We start from the raw sequence: 16,261 nt of genomic DNA, 5'->3' as shown, positions 1-16,261 counted from the left end.
CGAGGCAGGCGCCGCCGCCCCGCGCGCGCAGCGCCGCGATGCGCGCTGGCGTGACCAGCGCCTGCGCCGTCAGTTCCAGCGTCGCGAGCGTCACCGGCCGCCCGCAGGTCAGCAACACCGCAAGCGATTCCGGGTCGGACCAGGCGTTGAACTCGGCCGAGGGCGTGACGTTGCCCTCGGCCCAGGCGCCGGACATCAGCACGATCTCCTCGACGCGCGGCGCGAGCGCGGGCTCGGTCGCGAGCGCCAGCGCCAGGTTCGTCGCCGGACCGATGCCGATCACCGTGACACGGTCCTCCGCGCGCAGCAGGGCGCGGATGGCGTCCGCGGCGATGCCGGGGGCCGCGGGCGGCCCCTCGGGCAGCGCCACGCCGGCCAGGCCATCGGCGCCGTGCACTCGCGTCTCGGAGACGAAGCTGCCCAGCAGCGGGCCTTCCGCGCCGGCCACCACCGGCACCGCGCGGCCGGACAGGCCGACGATGGCGCGCGCATTGCGAAGCGTGTGCGCGAGCCCGACATTGCCGCCCGCCACCGTCACCAGCCGCACATCCAGCGCCGGCGCAGCGAGCGCAAGCCACAGCGCCACCGCGTCATCCGTACCGGGATCGGTGTCGATGACGCAGGCGCGGCGGGTCATGCCAGCTCCTGTTCCACCAGCGCGCACCAGAAGGCGGCGCCATGGGCCAGCGCGGCATCGTTGAAGTCGAAATGCGGATTGTGGTGGAAGCCCTCGGGATGCGCGGGATCGCCGGTGCCGAGCCAGACATAGGCGCCGGGGCGCTCGGCCAGGAACTCGGAGAAATCCTCGCCCGGCGTGAGCGGCGGATGGTCGTCGAGGGCGAGCGCGTCGCCCACCGCGGCGCGCGCCGCCCGCACCGCGACCGCGGCCTGCTCGGCGCGGTTGATGGTGGGCGCGATGCGGCGGATGTAGCGCGGTTCGGCCTGCACGCGACAGGTCGTGGCGATGCCGTGCGCGACCTCGGCGAGGCGCGCCTCCAGATGCGCGCGGACCGCTTCGGTGAAGGCGCGCGCTGTGCCGCAGAGGAACACCTCGGACGGGATGACGTTCGGCGCGTTGGCCGCGCCGGCCGCCATGTGCCCAACCGAGAGCACGGCCGCCTGCAGCGGATCGATCTCGCGCGCCACGATCATCGGCAGGGCAGCGATGAACTGCGCGGCGGCGAGCGGCGCATCGGTGCCCAGATGCGGTCGCGCGCCATGCACGCCCGCGCCGCGGAAGCGCACCTCCCAGGTGTCGGAGGAGGCGAGCACCGCACCCTTCGGCACCGCGACGGTGCCGAGCGGCAGGCCGGGCAGGTTGTGCATCCCGTACACGGCATCGACCGGGAAACGCTCGAACAGCCCGTCCTTCACCATGCGCGCCGCGCCGCCGCGGGATTCCTCGGCCGGCTGGAAGATGAAGCGCACGGTGCCGCCGAAGCGGTCGCGATTCGCCGCCAGCCAGCGCGCTGCGCCGAGCAGCATGGCGGTGTGCCCGTCATGGCCGCAGGCATGCATGGTGTTGGGCGTGGTGCTGGCGTAGTCCGCGCCGGTCATCTCCGGCATGGCCAGCGCATCCATGTCGGCGCGCAGGCCGATCGCACGGTTGCCACCGCGCCCGCGCGTGCCGGTCAGCGTGCCGACCACGCCGGTCACGCCGATGCCCTCCTCCACCGCGATGCCCCAATGCCGCAGCAGGCCGGCGACGATGCCCGCCGTGCGCGTTTCCTCGAAGCCGAGTTCCGGATGGCGGTGGAAGTCGCGCCGCCAGGCGGTCATGTCCGCCGCGAGCGGGGCGAGGTCGTCGGGGGTCGGCACGCGGGCCTCCGTTGCTGCGCTGCGGCCAAGATGCCACGCTGCGCCCCGTTCCACCACGGGCCGCACCATGGAGTTCTGGCAGGGCTTCGACGCGCCGGCGCGCGACGAAGGCCCGTTCACCGACCGCTACCCCGCGACCATGCCCGACGGCACGCGCCTGGTGCTGCCGCTGCGCGACTATGGCGAGATCGCGGTGGCGGGCTTCATCGCCAACCAGGCGGCAATCCTGGTCGCGAAGCGCATCGGCGGCTGGATGGCGGAGGCCGCGCGCGACCTGGGCGCCGAGGTGGTGGTGGGCATGCCCACGCTCGGCCAGGTCTTCGCCCCGCTGGTGGCCGAAGCCCTGGGGCACGCGAACTGGGTGGCGCCGGGATGGTCGCGCAAGCGCTGGTATGACGAGGCGCTGTCGGTGCCGGCCTCCTCCTCCACCGCGCCGACGGAGAGGCGGCTGTGGCTCGACCCGCGCGTCGCGCATCGGCTGGCGCGGCGCCGCGTGCTGCTTGTGGATGACGTGATCTCGACCGGGTCGTCGGCGCTGGCGGGTGCCGCGCTGCTTGAACGCGCGGGGGTCCGGCCGACTGCACTCTTGCTGGCGATGGCGCAGGGCGACCGCTGGCGCAGCACCTGGCCTGCCGACATCCCCGTGCGCGCAGCTTTCGCCACGCCGATCTTCACCCGGGTGCCGGGCGGCTGGCGGCCGTGCCCCGGCAGCGCGCCAGACGACACCCTCAGCTGGAAGGACGCCACATGAAGCGCCTACTGCTCGCTGCCTTCACCGCCCTCGCGCTGCCCGCCGCCGCGCAGGACCGCGCCGCGCTGCGCATCGGGGTCGAGGCGGGGCCGACCAGCCTCGACCCGCACTACGCCAGCCTGATCACCAACATCGCCTTCGCGCGCCACGTCTTCCAGCCACTGGTGGAACAGGATGCGCGCCAGCTGCTGCGACCGGCCATCGCGCGGTCCTGGCGGGTGGTGGATGACACCACCTGGGAGCTGGAGATCGACCCCGGCGCCCGCTTCGCCGATGGCCGGCCCGTCACGGTCGAGGACATCGCCTTCACCATCGCCCGCGCCGGCGACGTGCCGAACAGCCCGTCCTCCTTCCGCTACGCGACGCGCCCGGTGGCGGCGGTGGAGGCGGTCGGCCCGCACACCATCCGCCTGCGCACGCATGGCCCGTTCCCGCTGCTGCTGAACCAGCTCGCGCTGGTCATGGTGGTGCCGAAGCGCGAGGGGCTGACCACCGCCGCCTTCAACGACGGCTCGGCCATGATCGGCAGCGGGCCATACCGCCTCGTATCGTGGCAGCCCGGCCAGCCTGTGCGCTACACGCGCAACGACGCCTACGCGGGCGCCGCCCCTGCCTTCGCCACCGTCGAGTTCCGCCCCATCGCCAATGCCGGCGCGCGCGTGGCGGCGCTGCAGGCCGGCGATGTGGATCTGATCGAGATCGTCCCGCCCGACCAGTTCGCCCGCCTGCGCGGCGATGCGCGCTTCGCCACCGCGGAAAGCCCATCGAACCGGCTGATCTTCCTGACGCTTGATTCCTGGCGTGAGGAGAGCCCGCATGTCCGCGCGCCCGACGGCGCGCCCCTGCGCAACCCGCTGCGCGATGCGCGGGTGCGCCGCGCGCTGTCCATCGCCATCAACCGCGAGGCGCTGGTCACACGAATTCTGCAGGGCCAGGCGGTGGCGGCGGGCGACCTTGGCCCGGCCGGGTATTTTGGCGCCTCGCCCGACCTCACGCCGCCGCCCTACGACCCTGAAACGGCGCGGCGCCTGCTGGCCGAGGCCGGCTTTCCCCGCGGCTTCGCGGTGCAGGTGAACGGTCCCAACGACCGCTATGTGAACGACGAACAGGTGGTGCAGGCGATCGCGCAGTTCTGGACGCGGATCGGCCTGGCCGCGAGCGTCGAGGTCAAGCCCCGCGGCGTCTGGCTGAACGAGGCGGCGCAGCTGCGCTACTCGGTGAACCTGGCCGGGTTCTCGCCGAACCCGGAGGTGCTCGGCATGCTCGAGACGCAGGTGCATTCCTGGGACACCGCACTCGGCCTGGGCACCGCGAATCGCGGGCGGTTCAGCAACGCGCAGATCGACGCCATCATCCAGCGCGCCCGCACCACCATGGACAATGCCGAGCGGGAGCGCCTGACGCAGGAGGCGACGCGCCGCGCGCTGCGCGACGAGACGGCGCTGGTGCCGCTGTATTTCCAGGTGAACACCTGGGCCATGCGTCGCGGAGTCGCGTATGAGGCACGCACGGACGAGATGACGCTGGCCGTTTCCGCACGGCGCGCGGATTAGCGACGCGCCACCGGCGCCCTTCTCAGCGGCGCGCCACCGGCGCCCTTTTCAGCGGCGCGCCACCGGCGCGACGACCTCGTTGCGGCGGAGCGCCGGCACGGTCCAGGGCGGGTCGTAGAACCAGGGCTGGACGGGGCCGGTTGGCGCCCAGGGGGAAGCGGCCAGCGCGGCATCAAGCCTGGCCGTGTTGCCCGCTACCGCATCGGCGCGCGGCAGGCCCGCGAAGCGCAGCACGGCCACGGTCTCCGCCGGAATGGTCACGAGGGTCACGCGGGTATCCTCGGGTACCGGCAAGGTGTCGAGCGCATAGCGCGCGGGCATGAAGAAGCGGATGGTCCAGCCGGCCGCGTCGCCGGCCTGCGCGACGGGCGCGGTCATGGCGATGCGCTCGCCGCGCGACTGCGCGACAGGCGCGGTCATCGCGATCCGGTCGCGCCGCGCATTGGCCCCGAAGATGTAGCCGGCCAGGCGGCGGAAGCCTTCGTTGCGCGCGGCCTCCTCGGTGCCGGCCACGGTGGTTTGGGCGGCGATGCGCGGGGCATAGCGGCGGATCTCGACGTCGCCGATCGTCTCGACCACCTCGAAGCGCGGTTCCTCGGTGCCGCTGCGGATGCCCACGACGGAACAGGCCCCTAGCAGAAGGGAGGACAGGATGGCGGGCAGGTGGGCGGCCATGCGGCGGCACTCCGGGTCATGCAGCCCATATGGCGCGTCGGCCCCCTTTGCGAAGGCTGGGCGCCGTGCGCTACTCCATCTCCGGATTGCGATGGACGGGACAGATCATGCCGGCTGACGGCGGTGCGACGGACAGGATTTCCTACTCGAGCCCGATCGGGGACGAGGTCAAGACCACCACCTGCTACATGTGCGCCTGCCGCTGCGGCATCCGCGTGCACCTGAAGGACGGCCGGGTCCGCTACATCGAGGGCAATCCCGACCATCCGGTGAACAAGGGCGTGCTCTGCGGCAAGGGCTCTGCCGGGATCATGACGCAGTATTCGCCGGCGCGGCTGCAGGCGCCGCTGAAGCGCGTGGGTCCGCGCGGGTCGGGCGAATACGCCGAGATCAGCTGGGAGGAGGCCATGGAGACCGCCACCGGCTGGCTCAGGCATGTGCGCGAGACGGATCCGCGCAAGCTGGCCTTCTTCACCGGGCGCGACCAGTCGCAGTCGCTCACGGGGTTCTGGGCGGCGCAGTTCGGCACGCCCAACTTCGCCGCGCATGGCGGCTTCTGTTCCGTGAACATGGCGGCCGGCGGGCTCTACACCATCGGCGGGTCCTTCTGGGAATTCGGCGAGCCCGATTGGGAGCACGCCAAATACCTGATGATCTTCGGCGTGGCCGAGGACCATGATTCCAACCCGATCAAGACCGGCCTCGCGGCGCTCAAGAAGCGCGGGTCGAAGGTCGTGTCGGTGAACCCCGTGCGCACGGGGTACTCCGCCGTGGCGGATGAATGGGTCGGCATCCGCCCGGGCACCGACGGGCTGTTCATCATGTCGCTGATCCGCGAGCTGATCCTGACCGATCGCGTCGATGGCGAATTCCTGGTGCGCTACACCAATGCGCCCTGGCTGGTGGTGCGCAATCCGGGCGGGGCGGATGACGGGCTGTTCGCGCGCGATGCGGATGGCAAGCCGCTGGCCTGGGACCGTGCGCGCGGCGCGATCGCGGCCGACGACGTGACACTCAGCGCCGTCCTGGTCGGCGACTTCACGCTGGAGGATGGCCGGCGCGTTCAGCCGGTCTTCAACCTGATGGCCGAGCGCTATCTGGCCGCCGACTACGCGCGGGAGGCGGTGGCGGAGCGCTGCGGCATCACCGCCGAACGCATCCGCCGCCTTGCGGCCGAGATCGCCGACATTGCCTTCAACCACCCGCTCACACTCGACATTCCCTGGACCGATGTCTGGGGCCGCAAGCACGAGACGATGGTCGGCCGGCCGGTCGCCTTCCACGCCATGCGCGGCATCAGCGCGCATTCCAACGGCTTCCACACCTGCCGCGCGCTGCACATCCTGCAGATGATGCTCGGCGCGATCGATACGCCGGGCTCCTGGCGCTACAAGTCACCCTTCCCACGGCCGATCCCGCCGGGGCCGGGGCCGGCGGGCAAGGGGGCCAAGCCGAACACGCCGCTGGCCGGCAACATCCTCTCCTTCACCCACGGGCCGGATGACCTGCTGGTCGAGGATGACGGCACGCCGCTGCGCATCGACCATTCGTTCTCCTGGGAAGCGCCGCTCGGCCTGCACGGGATGATGCACACCGTGATCGGCAATGCCGAGAAGGGTGACCCCTACAAGATCGACACGCTGTTCATGTTCATGGCGAACATGGCCTGGAACAGCGCGATGAACCCGATGGAGACCATCCGCTGCCTGACGGCGCAGGATGCCAATGGCGACTACGTCATCCCGCACGTGATTTACTCGGATGCGTATTTCTCCGAGACGGTGCCCTACGCCGACCTGATCCTGCCGGACACGACGTATCTGGAACGCTGGGATGCGATCAGCATCCTCGATCGCCCGATCGGCTCCTCGCACGGGCCCGGCGATGCCATCCGCCAGCCGGTGATCAAGCCCGACCGCGACGTGCGGCCCTTCCAGGAGGTGCTGATCGAACTCGGCGCGCGGCTCGGATTGCCGGCCTTCGTGAAGGAGGACGGGTCGCCGAGGTTCAAGGACTATCCGGACTACATCGTGAACCATCAGCGCATGCCCGGCGTGGGGCCGCTGGCCGGTTGGCGCGGCGAGGACGGCAGCAAGAAGGGTGTCGGCGAACCCAACCCCGACCAGTTGCAGCGCTACATCGACAATGGCTGCTTCTGGCGTCATCACCTCGCGCCCGAGGAGTCCTACTTCAAGCACGCCAACGCGACGTATCTCGCCAACGCCAAGGCGATGGGGATGATGGGCAATTCGAACCAGATCGTGCTGCAGATCTGGTCCGAGCCCCTCCAGAAATTCCGCCTCGCCGCCGAGGGTCATGGCGCCAAGCAGCCGCCGGCGCATCTGCGCGAGCGCGTGCGGACATACTGCGACCCGCTGCCCTTCTGGTACGCGCCGCTCGAACAGCAGCAGCACGACACCGACCCCTACCCGCTCTCGGCCGTCACGCAGCGGCCCATGGCGATGTATCACTCCTGGGGGTCGATGAACGCCTGGCTGCGGCAGATCCACGGCTCCAACAAGCTGTACATGTCGCGCGAGCGCGCCACGGCCGAGGGCCTCGCCCAGGATGACTGGGTCTGGGTCGAAAGCCGCGCGGGCCGCGTGAAGGCGCAACTGTCGCTGATGGAAGGTGTCAACCGCGACACCGTCTGGACCTGGAACGCCATCGGCAAGCGCGCCGGCGCCTGGATGCTCAGCCCCGATGCGGCGGAAGCACAACGCGGCTTCCTGCTGAACCACGTCATCAGCGAATGGCTGCCTGCGCAGACCGGCCCGCGCCTGGCCAATGCCGACCCCATCACCGGCCAGGCGGCCTGGTATGATCTGCGCGTGAAGGTCAGCAAATGCGCGCCGGGCGAGGACGGCATCACCGACCCCTTCCCCACCATGCTCGACCCGCCGCCGGACATGCCGGCAACACCCGATATCCTGCGCTACAACGAAGGGGGGTCGAAGCCATGACCTCGCTGCCGCAACCGGGCGCCAAGAAGCTCGGCCTGGTTATCGACCTCGACACCTGCGTCGGCTGCCAGGCCTGCGCGACCAACTGCAAGGAATGGAACACCAGCGGCCACATGGCGCCGCTGCCCGACCACAACCCGTATTCCGCGGGCCAGGAAGGGGTATGGTTCAACCGCGTGCATTCCTATGAAGCGGGCGACGGCGAAGACGGCCGCACCGTGCATTTCCCGCGCTCCTGCCTGCACTGCGAAACGCCCGCCTGCGTGACCGTCTGCCCCACCGGTGCGTCCTACAAGCGCGCGGAGGACGGCATCGTGCTGGTCAACACCGATATCTGCATCGGCTGCCAGCTCTGCGCCTGGGCCTGCCCCTATGGCGCGCGCGAATTCGATGACGATGCCGGCGTGATGAAGAAGTGCACGCTCTGCATCGACCGCATCTACAACGAAGCCATCCCCGAGAAGCAGCGCCAGCCTGCCTGCGTCACGACCTGCCCCGCCAATGCGCGGCATTTCGGCGACCTGGGTGACCCCAACAGTGCTGTGTCGCAGCTGGTCGCCGAACGCGGCGGGTTCGAGCTGATGCCCGAGCTCGGCTACAAGCCGGTCAACCGCTACCTGCCGCCGCGCCGCGCGCCGAAGGCAGATGCCGGGCCGCCGAAGGATGCCGGCCCCCTGCCCTCGCAGATCACCAACCCGCTGCTGCGCTGGGTGGACAAGGTTCTCTCGCGATGAATCCGGCACCGACGATCGTCTTCTTCACCGTGGCCTCGGGCGCGGGCTACGGGCTGCTGTTCTGGGTGGGGCTGCTGCGCCCGCTCGGCCTGGTGCCCGGCAGCGCGGGGTTCGGCGCGCTTTCGGTCGGCATCGCACTGGTGCTGATCATGGTCGGGCTGCTGTCCTCCACCGCGCATCTCGGCAGACCGGAACGCGCCTGGCGGGCGTTGAGCCAATGGCGGTCATCCTGGCTCTCGCGGGAGGGCGTGGCGGCCGTGTTGACCTTCGCGCCGGCGGGGCTCCTGTTCATCGCCGTCATCGGCCATGTGGAATGGCTGGCGCTGCCGGCCGGGCTGCTCGGTGCCGCGGGCGCTGCCATCACGGTCTGGTGCACCGGCATGATCTACGCCTCGCTGAAGCCGATCCGGCAGTGGCACCATCCCCTCGTGGCGCCGGGCTACATGCTGTTCGGCGCCTTCTCCGGCGCGGCGCTGCTCGCGATGCTCGCGGCCTTCTGGGGTCAGGCAGCGATGCCGGCGGCGATCGCGGCCGTGCTGGGCGCGGCAGGCTTCGTGCTGAAGCAGGCCTATTGGTCGAGCGTGGATGCCGCGCCGCCGGTCGCGACGATGGAATCCGCCACGGGGCTCGGCTCCATCGGCAAGGTGCGCGTGCTCGACCCGCCGCATACCGAGACCAACTACCTGCTGCGCGAGATGGCCTTCCGCATCGGCCGCGTGCATGCGGCGCGGCTGCGGCGCATCGCTTCGATCGGCGGCTTCGCGGTGCCGGCGGTGCTGCTGGCGGTTGCGCTTGTCACCGGCGGGGCGCTGGCGGGCGTGCTGGCGGTGCTGGCGGCGGCGCTGGCGACGCTTGGCCTGCTGGCCGAGCGCTGGCTGATGTTCGCCGAGGCGACGCATACCGTTGCGCTTTACTACGGGATGGAGTCGCCGGGCTGAGGGCGCAGGGCGTCGTCAAGCGACGAAGCCCACGACCCTGACCCGCACCATGCGGATCGCCGTGCCCCGCTCATTGCTGGGTGCGAAGTGGGGGATGCGGAATGGTCGGGCAGGCGGGATTCGAACCCACGACCCCCAGTCCCCCAGACTGATGCGCTACCAGGCTGCGCTACTGCCCGACCGAGGCGCGCGGTGTAGCACCGGCCACGGCCGCTTGAAACCCCCTCAGGCGGCGAGCGCGCGCAGCGCCCGCGCGATCTCCTCGAGTTCGGCCAGCGCCGCGCGCAACGCCGCCGTCTCCTGTTCCTCGGCGGCCGGCGGCGGGTCGCCCAGCGGCAGCTCCGCCGTCGACGCCTGCGGGCCTTCGTCGGTGCCGTCGCGCAGCAGCCGCTGCACGCCCTTGATCGTGTAGCCCTGGGTGTAGAGCAGGTCGGAGATGCGCCGCAGCAGCGCGATATCCTCGGGCCGGTAGTAGCGCCGCCCGCCGCCGCGCTTGAGCGGCTTCAACTGCGGGAACTTGGTCTCCCAGAAGCGCAGCACATGCTGCGGGATGTGCAGGTCGTCCGCGACTTCGCTGATCGTGCGGAAGGCCGTCGGCGCCTTGCGCGTCTTGGCGCGCGCCTCGGCCTCAGGCAGGTCCTCGCTCATGCCTCCGCGTCCGCCGGCTCGTTGTTGATGCGCGCCTTGAGCACCTGGGACGGGCGGAAGGACAGGACCTTGCGCGGCAGAATCGGCACCTCGATCCCGGTCTTGGGGTTGCGCCCGACCCGCTGCCCCTTCTGACGCACCAGGAAGGTGCCGAAGGCGGAGATCTTCACCGGCTCCCCGGCCTCGAGCGCGGCCGACATGCGCTCGAGCACCGTCTCGAGCAGCGCGGCGCTCTCGTTGCGCGACAATCCGACGCTGGCATAGACCGCCTCCGCCAGATGCGCGCGCGTGACCGTGTTCATGCCCCGAATGCCCCGCAGTCCCTTGATCCTTCAAGAAAACCGGGAAGCGGGGCGCAGGTCAATGTTTTGATGCCACAAATGCCGACGCCCGGATCGTGCGTCGCACGATCCGAGTCTTTTCGTGACCCTCGTTCGGCGGGCGCGCCGCATCCGCGGCCCTTGCCTGCGCACCACGCACTGCCGCGCCCGGCGCGGTTGATGGTCTTGGCGCGGCCGCGCCGTGCGCTCCCAGATCGCCCATGCGCGCGATCCGCCTTCTCCTCACCGGCAAATGAACGAAGCGGCGATCCGCGCGGCCGCCGGCTCAGAAGCGCGCCAGCGCCGCGCCCCAGGTGAGGCCGCCGCCGATCGCCTCCATCACCACCAGGTCGCCATCGGCGATTCGCCCGTCGCGCCGCGCCTCTGCCAGCGCGAGCGGGATCGAGGCCGCGGAGGTGTTGGCATGGCGCTCCACCGTCATCACCACGCGCTCGGCCGGCAGGTTCAGCTTGCGGCCCATCGCCTCGATGATGCGGGCATTGGCCTGGTGCGGCACCAGCCAGCGGATGTCGGCATGGGTCAGGCCGTTGGCCGCGAGCGCCTCGTCCACCACCGCCGCCAGCTTGGTGACCGCGTGGCGGAACACCTCCTTGCCGGCCATGCGCAGCAGGCCGGGCCCGCCGGTCGATCCGGCGCCGCCCTCGATATGCAGGATATCGCCGAAGCGGCCATCCGCATGCAGGTGGCACGAGATGATGCCGCGATCCGCGATTGCGCCGGTGCCTTCCTCGGCGCGCAGCAGCACGGCGCCGGCGCCGTCGCCGAACAGCACGCAGGTGCCGCGGTCGGTCCAGTCCAGGATGCGCGAATAGACCTCGGTGCCGATCACCAGCACGCAGCGCGCCTGGCCCGCCCGGATCAGGCTGTCGGCGACGCCCAGCGCATAGACGAAGCCCGTGCAGGCCGCCGCCATGTCGAAGGCGAAGCCGCGCGACGCGCCGATCCTGGCCTGGATGCGCACCGCGGTCGCGGGGAAGGCGGAATCAGGGGTGGAGGTCGCGACCAGGATCGCGTCGACCTCCGACGCCTCGACGCCGGCATGGGCAAGGGCATCGCGCGCTGCCGCCGCGCCCATGTCGGAGGCGGTCTCGCCGGGGGCCGCCATGTGGCGAAAGCCTATGCCCGTGCGCTCGCGGATCCAGGCATCCGAGGTGTCGAGCCCGTGCAGCGCCGCCAGCTCGTCGTTCGACAACCGCCGTTCCGGCAGGTAGGCGCCGCAGCCGGCAATCGTCGCGCGCAGGACCATGGACGTGTTTGCTTTCAGCGTGGGTCGGCGGCAACCGACGGGGCGGCCGCGGACAGGCGGGACAGGCCCTCGCGGATACGCTCGTTGAAGCCGTGCGTCACCATGTCCATCGCGACATCGACGGCATGCGCGAAGCCGAGCGCATCCGCCCCGCCATGCGACTTCACGACGACGCCGTTCAGCCCGATCAGGATGGCGCCGTTGTAGCGGCGCGGGTCCATCCATTCGCGCAGACGGTCGAGCGCGGGGCGCGCCAGCAGGTAGCCCAGGCGCGCCGGCACGGAGCTCGTGAAGACCTGGCGCAGCAGGTCGCGCATCAGCTTCAGCGCGCCCTCCCCGGTCTTGAGCGCGACATTGCCGGTGAAGCCGTCGGTCACGATCACGTCCGTGGTGCCCGCGGTGATGTCGTGGCCTTCGACGAAGCCGCGGAACTGCGCGCCGATATGCGAATCGCGCAGCACCTCGGCCGCCGCGCGCACGCGGTCGTCGCCCTTCAGCTCCTCGGACCCCACGTTCAGCAGGCCGATCGAGGGGCTGGTCAGGCCAAGTACGGCGCGCGCGAAGGCGTCGCCCATGATCGCGAACTCGACCAGGTTGCGCGCATCGCACTGAACGTTGGCGCCGAGGTCGAGCAGCACCACGTCGCCGCGCGCGGACGGCCCGATCGCCGCCAGCGCCGGCCGGTCGATCTCGGGCATGGTCTTGATGACGATTTTCGACAGCGCCATCAGCGCGCCGGTATTGCCGGCCGAGACGATGCCCGCCGCCTCGCCGGTCGCGACCGCATCGATGGCGAGGCGCATCGACGAATTTCGGATGCGCAACGCCGCGGTCGGCTTCAGGTCGGAGGAGACGCGCTCGGGCGCGTGGCGCAGGCTGCAGGCCCGCGCGGCGCGCTTGCGGCGCGCCAGCGCGCCGGCGACCAGGGCCTCGTCACCCACCAGCAGGAAGCGCGCATCAGGATGACGCTCCGCCGCCAGTTCGAGGCCATCCAGCACCACATCCGGCGCATGGTCGCCGCCCATGGCGTCGATCGCGAGCGAGAAGGGCGGCGCGGCCTGCGGCACGATCAGTGATCCCCGCGCGCGGGTTTGCTCACCGCGCGTCAGCTGCGGATGGTCTGGCCCACGCGCTCGGCGGCCACGACCTCGCGGCCGTCATAGTGCCCGCAATGGGAGCACACATGGTGCGGCCGCTTCAGCTCGCCGCAGTTCGAGCATTCCTGGTAGGACGGAGCGCTAAGCGCCTCATGGCTGCGGCGCATGCCGCGGCGGGAGGGCGAAACCTTCTTCTTCGGAACGGCCATGGTGCCGAGCCTCTTTCATCAAACGTCGTGCAAGGATAGCGGGAGCGCGGGGCATTACCACCCGCTCCAGGCGGGCGCAAGGCTCCGCAGCCTGCTAGCCCTCTTGCCCGCCCGGGCGGCGAAGCGCCGCCAGCGCCCCGAAGGGCCCGGCGGCGTCGTCCCCGCCCGCGGCCTGCGGCAGTTCGGCCCCGGGCGCGCGCGGATAGGGGTCGAGCGCCAGGGCCAGTTGCTCGGCAATCGCCTCGCCGAGGTCGATGGCATCGCCCTCGATCGGGATCTCGTCCGGCCCCTCGGGGTCGTCGGAGGGCTCCTCGTCCGGCGGCAGCAGGCGCAGCGCCACCGCCTCCTCCACCTGCTGCGCCACGGGTTCGAGGCTGACCACGCAGGCCTGTACCACATCGGCCAAGAGCCGCCCCGTGACCATCACGCCACCGCCGGGCTCGGGCCGCAGCAGCAGCGTGGCCTCCAGCCGATCCACCGCCTCGATCGCGAAACGCTTCGCCAGGGCCATGCATTCTTCGGGGCTGGCGCGCAGCCGTTCCTCGCGCCCCGAGTCCGGAATGCGCGCGAGCGACACCAGGCGGGAGAATTCAGGCGCCATCGCCCTGCCCCCCGGCCGGCAGGAAGTCCGCCCGCCCGGCGGCGAGCGCCGCCATGTCCTGCCCCGCCAGATGCCCGGCCTGGGCGCGTGCCAGCGCCGCCAGCGTCCCGGGGGCGCCCTCCGGAGCCTCGCCGCGCCAGACATTGCGCGCCAGCGCCTCCGCCAGGGCGGCCGCGTCGGGCGAGTCGATCGCCGCCTCATAGGCCAGGGCGCGGCCGTGGAAGGCCTCCCACATGCGCCGCACCCGCTTGCCGACCGACAGGTCGCCCACGCCCATCTCGCGCAGGTTCAGGTCCATGTCGGCGAACATCGCATCGAAAACCGCCTGCGCCAGCGCCGGGCCGCGGGCGTCGGAATCGGTGCGCAGGCGGCGGATCAGCAGGGCGACATGCAGGCTGACCAGGTCGAACCGACCCTCAACCGTGTCGGGTACGCCCAGGCGCACGAAGAGCCAGGGATCGCGCGCCGCGGCCACCGCCGCGCCGTACAACTCGAACCCGGCCCGTTCATGCGGGCGGCGGCGGAACATCGCGAGCAGGCCCATGGCGGCGAAAGCCTCCGGCCGCCATTCCCGTTGACCGGGGGGCGGCATGCTGTCTATCGGTTGCCGCGACATGGCCCGCCCTCCCCGTTCGGTCAACGCATGCTTGGCCCCCCTCGCCCTCGTCGTCCTGCTGGGCGGCTGCGGCTGGATCACCGACGCGCTCGGCCCGGCGCCGGTGGAGCGCGGCAACCGGGTCGATGCGGAACGGCTGGGGCAGATCACCCCGGGTGTGCAGACACGAAACGATGTCGAGGCGCTGCTCGGTTCGCCCACCGCGCGGGGCACCTTCGACGAGGACAACTGGTACTACATCAGCGCCCGCACCCGCGTGCAGCCGGGCCGCTTCCTCGAGGTCGAGGACCGGCGCGTGGTCGCCATTTCCTTCAACAGGCAGGGCGTGGTCAGCGGGATCCGGGAACTGGGTCCGGCCGACGGGCGGAACGTCTCCGTCGTCAGCCGCGAAACGCCCGTGCCGGGCAATGAACGAAGCCTGCTGCAGGCCCTGTTCGGCAATCTCGGCCGCCCCGGCGTTCCGGGCACGACCGCCAACAATCCGGCGACGATCGGCGGCCGCTTCTGACGCGGCGGCGTCTCAGGACGCCTGCCCCGCCACCGGCCGTGCGCTGCGCTCGCGCAGGCCCTTCCAGGCCAGGGCCCCGAGCGCCACGGCAAGGGCCGGCAAAAGCGCGAGATTGAGCACCTCCCACCCCGCCCGGTCGTGCACCGCGCCCGAGGCGAAGGCCGTGCAGGCCACCGTGCCGAACACCAGCACGTCGTTCGCTGCCTGGGCACGCACGCGCTCCTCCGGCGCATGGGCGGTGGCGAGAAGCTGCGTGGCCCCCACGAACATGAAATTCCAGCCGATGCCCAGCAGCACCAGCGCCAGGGTGAAATGGGCGAAGGACTTGCCGGCCACCGCCACGATCGCGCAACCCGCGGTCAGCACCGCCCCCGCGATCATGATGCGCCGCAGGCCGTAGCGCGCGATCAGCGGCCCGGTCACGAAGCCTGGCGCGAACATCGCCACCGCATGGGCCTGGATCACGGTGGCGCTGGCGCCCACGCCGAACCCGCAGAGCATCATCTCGAGCGGGGTCGAGGTCATCACCAGGTTCATGGTGCCATAGGCCACCATGCCCGACAGCGCCGCGGTCATGAAGGCGGGGCGGCGCATGATGTCGATGACGGGGGTCGCGACCTTCGGGCGCGGCGGCGCCGGCGGCAGGTCCACCACCATCAGGATCGCCATGCAGATCGGCGGCAGAAGTGCGAGCAGCAGATACGTGCCAAGGAACAGGAAGGGCAGCAGCAGGTCCTTGCTGTGCTTGACCAGTTCCGGCCCGATCATCGCCGAGGCGATGCCGCCCGCCATCACCAGTGCGATGGCGCGCGGCCGGTAGGAGGGTGTGGCGACCTCGGCCGCGGCGAAGCGGTAGTGCTGCGAGATGCCGAAGCCGAGCCCGCCCGGAATGGCGCCGAGGCAATAGATCAGGAAATCGCCCCGCCAGACGCCGAGCGCGAAGATCAGCGACCCGGCCAGCGCGCCCGCCGCACCCATCATGAAGCCGGCGCGCCGGCCGAAGCGCGCGAAGACGATGCCTGCCGGGATCGACGCGCACATGGTCGCCAGCATCTGCAGCGCCATGGGCAGGGTCGCGAGCGACTTGTCCTCGGCCAGCGAATGGCCGATCAGCGCGCCCATCGCGACCTGGCCGATCATGCTGGCGCCCATCAGCGCCTGGCAGCAGAACAGCAACCAGACATTGCGCTTCATGCGCGCGGAATCGGTGGTCTCGGGCACGGGCGGTCCTCGGGCCGCGCCTGGGTGGCGCGCAGGGCGCCACAGATGCCGGAACATGCCACATCACGCAAAGGGCGGCGGCCGCACCCCTGGTCTGCGCCCAGGGCGGCGCAGGCGCCGCGGCGGCGTCAGAAGTGGCTCCAGCCCCCGCGCGCAAGGGGCAGGGCGGCGCCGGCGGAATCGCGCACCACAACCTCCGGCGCGCCGGGCAGCATGCGGCCGATCCGCGCCACGGGTGTGCCGGCGCGCTCCGCTGCGGCCGCGATGGCCGGGGCGGCCTCCGGCGCGGCGGTGAACAGCAGCTCGTAGTCGTCCCCGCCGGTCAGCACCACGGGCAGCAGC

Annotated in this window: 17 protein-coding genes, 1 tRNA gene and 1 pseudogene; 6 read left to right on the top strand and 13 right to left on the bottom strand. The window is 71.3% G+C overall.

Annotated elements, in window-relative coordinates; translation table 11 throughout:
- A partial coding sequence (locus tag HW578_RS12715; RefSeq protein ID WP_198370918.1) for a nucleoside hydrolase occupies positions 1-637 on the bottom strand: 637 nt, incomplete at its 3' end.
- On the bottom strand, positions 634-1,818 hold the full coding sequence (locus HW578_RS12710) for an amidohydrolase (protein ID WP_369407887.1): 1,185 nt from the start codon (positions 1,816-1,818) through the stop codon (positions 634-636). The genes HW578_RS12710 and HW578_RS12715, both read right to left, overlap by 4 nt.
- 67 nt (positions 1,819-1,885) lie before the next feature.
- On the opposite strand from HW578_RS12710, the gene HW578_RS12705 reads away from it, so the two are divergent.
- Positions 1,886-2,569, top strand: a complete 684-nt coding sequence (locus HW578_RS12705) for a phosphoribosyltransferase (protein WP_198370917.1) — start codon at positions 1,886-1,888, stop codon at positions 2,567-2,569.
- Positions 2,566-4,122 (top strand): ABC transporter substrate-binding protein, encoded by a 1,557-nt coding sequence (locus HW578_RS12700; RefSeq protein ID WP_198370916.1) that lies wholly within the window; start codon positions 2,566-2,568, stop codon positions 4,120-4,122. The genes HW578_RS12705 and HW578_RS12700 overlap by 4 nt, the downstream gene beginning before the upstream one ends.
- 48 nt (positions 4,123-4,170) lie before the next feature.
- Here HW578_RS12700 and HW578_RS12695 read toward each other — a convergent pair whose 3' ends face one another.
- Positions 4,171-4,797, bottom strand: a complete 627-nt coding sequence (locus tag HW578_RS12695) for an SOUL family heme-binding protein (RefSeq protein ID WP_198370915.1) — start codon at positions 4,795-4,797, stop codon at positions 4,171-4,173.
- A 107-nt stretch (positions 4,798-4,904) separates the two neighbouring features.
- Between HW578_RS12695 and HW578_RS12690 the strand changes: the two genes are divergently transcribed.
- Genes HW578_RS12690 through HW578_RS12680 form a run of 3 tightly spaced genes read left to right on the top strand, consistent with a single transcriptional unit; the run spans position 4,905 to position 9,432 of the window.
- A complete protein-coding gene (locus tag HW578_RS12690) occupies positions 4,905-7,760 on the top strand; it encodes a molybdopterin-dependent oxidoreductase (protein ID WP_198370914.1) in 2,856 nt (951 codons plus the stop codon).
- Positions 7,757-8,494, top strand: a complete 738-nt coding sequence (locus tag HW578_RS12685; protein WP_198370913.1) for a 4Fe-4S dicluster domain-containing protein — start codon at positions 7,757-7,759, stop codon at positions 8,492-8,494. The genes HW578_RS12690 and HW578_RS12685 overlap by 4 nt, the downstream gene beginning before the upstream one ends.
- Complete coding sequence (locus HW578_RS12680) at positions 8,491-9,432, top strand: dimethyl sulfoxide reductase anchor subunit family protein (RefSeq protein ID WP_198370912.1); 942 nt, start codon at positions 8,491-8,493, stop codon at positions 9,430-9,432. The genes HW578_RS12685 and HW578_RS12680 overlap by 4 nt, the downstream gene beginning before the upstream one ends.
- A gap of 102 nt (positions 9,433-9,534) precedes the next feature.
- Here HW578_RS12680 and HW578_RS12675 read toward each other — a convergent pair.
- The 8 genes from HW578_RS12675 to HW578_RS12640 all read right to left on the bottom strand — a co-directional run bounded on the left by HW578_RS12675 (position 9,535) and on the right by HW578_RS12640 (position 14,118).
- Positions 9,535-9,611 (bottom strand) — tRNA-Pro (locus HW578_RS12675).
- A 46-nt stretch (positions 9,612-9,657) separates the two neighbouring features.
- Positions 9,658-10,080 (bottom strand): MerR family transcriptional regulator, encoded by a 423-nt coding sequence (locus HW578_RS12670; protein ID WP_198370911.1) that lies wholly within the window; start codon positions 10,078-10,080, stop codon positions 9,658-9,660.
- Entirely contained in the window at positions 10,077-10,382 is a 306-nt protein-coding gene (locus HW578_RS12665) for an integration host factor subunit alpha (RefSeq protein ID WP_198370910.1), read from the bottom strand. The genes HW578_RS12670 and HW578_RS12665 overlap by 4 nt, the downstream gene beginning before the upstream one ends.
- Before the next feature lie 304 nt (positions 10,383-10,686).
- The gene (locus tag HW578_RS12660; protein WP_304621638.1) at positions 10,687-11,667 is read right to left on the bottom strand and encodes a beta-ketoacyl-ACP synthase III; all 981 of its coding nucleotides are present in this window, start codon (positions 11,665-11,667) and stop codon (positions 10,687-10,689) included.
- Positions 11,668-11,681: 14 nt separating this feature from the next.
- The gene (plsX, locus tag HW578_RS12655; RefSeq protein WP_369407886.1) at positions 11,682-12,734 is read right to left on the bottom strand and encodes a phosphate acyltransferase PlsX; all 1,053 of its coding nucleotides are present in this window, start codon (positions 12,732-12,734) and stop codon (positions 11,682-11,684) included.
- Between the two features lie 38 nt (positions 12,735-12,772).
- Complete coding sequence (rpmF, locus tag HW578_RS12650) at positions 12,773-12,973, bottom strand: 50S ribosomal protein L32 (protein ID WP_137123705.1); 201 nt, start codon at positions 12,971-12,973, stop codon at positions 12,773-12,775.
- A 94-nt stretch (positions 12,974-13,067) separates the two neighbouring features.
- Entirely contained in the window at positions 13,068-13,574 is a 507-nt protein-coding gene (locus tag HW578_RS12645; protein WP_198370909.1) for a YceD family protein, read from the bottom strand.
- On the bottom strand, positions 13,564-14,118 hold the full coding sequence (locus HW578_RS12640) for a ubiquinol-cytochrome C chaperone family protein (RefSeq protein WP_198370908.1): 555 nt from the start codon (positions 14,116-14,118) through the stop codon (positions 13,564-13,566). Before HW578_RS12640 ends, HW578_RS12645 begins: the two co-directional genes overlap by 11 nt.
- A gap of 103 nt (positions 14,119-14,221) precedes the next feature.
- Between HW578_RS12640 and HW578_RS12635 the strand changes: the two genes are divergently transcribed.
- Positions 14,222-14,698 carry an outer membrane protein assembly factor BamE gene (locus HW578_RS12635; RefSeq protein WP_198370907.1) on the top strand — a complete coding sequence of 159 codons (477 nt, stop codon included), beginning with the start codon at positions 14,222-14,224 and terminating at the stop codon, positions 14,696-14,698.
- 12 nt (positions 14,699-14,710) lie between these two features.
- Here HW578_RS12635 and HW578_RS12630 read toward each other — a convergent pair whose 3' ends face one another.
- Entirely contained in the window at positions 14,711-15,919 is a 1,209-nt protein-coding gene (locus HW578_RS12630; RefSeq protein WP_369407885.1) for an MFS transporter, read from the bottom strand.
- Positions 15,920-16,047: 128 nt separating this feature from the next.
- Positions 16,048-16,261 (bottom strand): annotated as a pseudogene (locus HW578_RS12625) (thiamine-phosphate kinase); the annotation flags it as partial.

Origin of the sequence: Roseomonas rosulenta (assembly GCF_016106005.1) — a bacterium.
Taxonomy (GTDB): Bacteria; Pseudomonadota; Alphaproteobacteria; order Acetobacterales; family Acetobacteraceae; genus Neoroseomonas; species Neoroseomonas rosulenta.
This window is presented reverse-complemented; position numbering and strand designations above follow the sequence as displayed.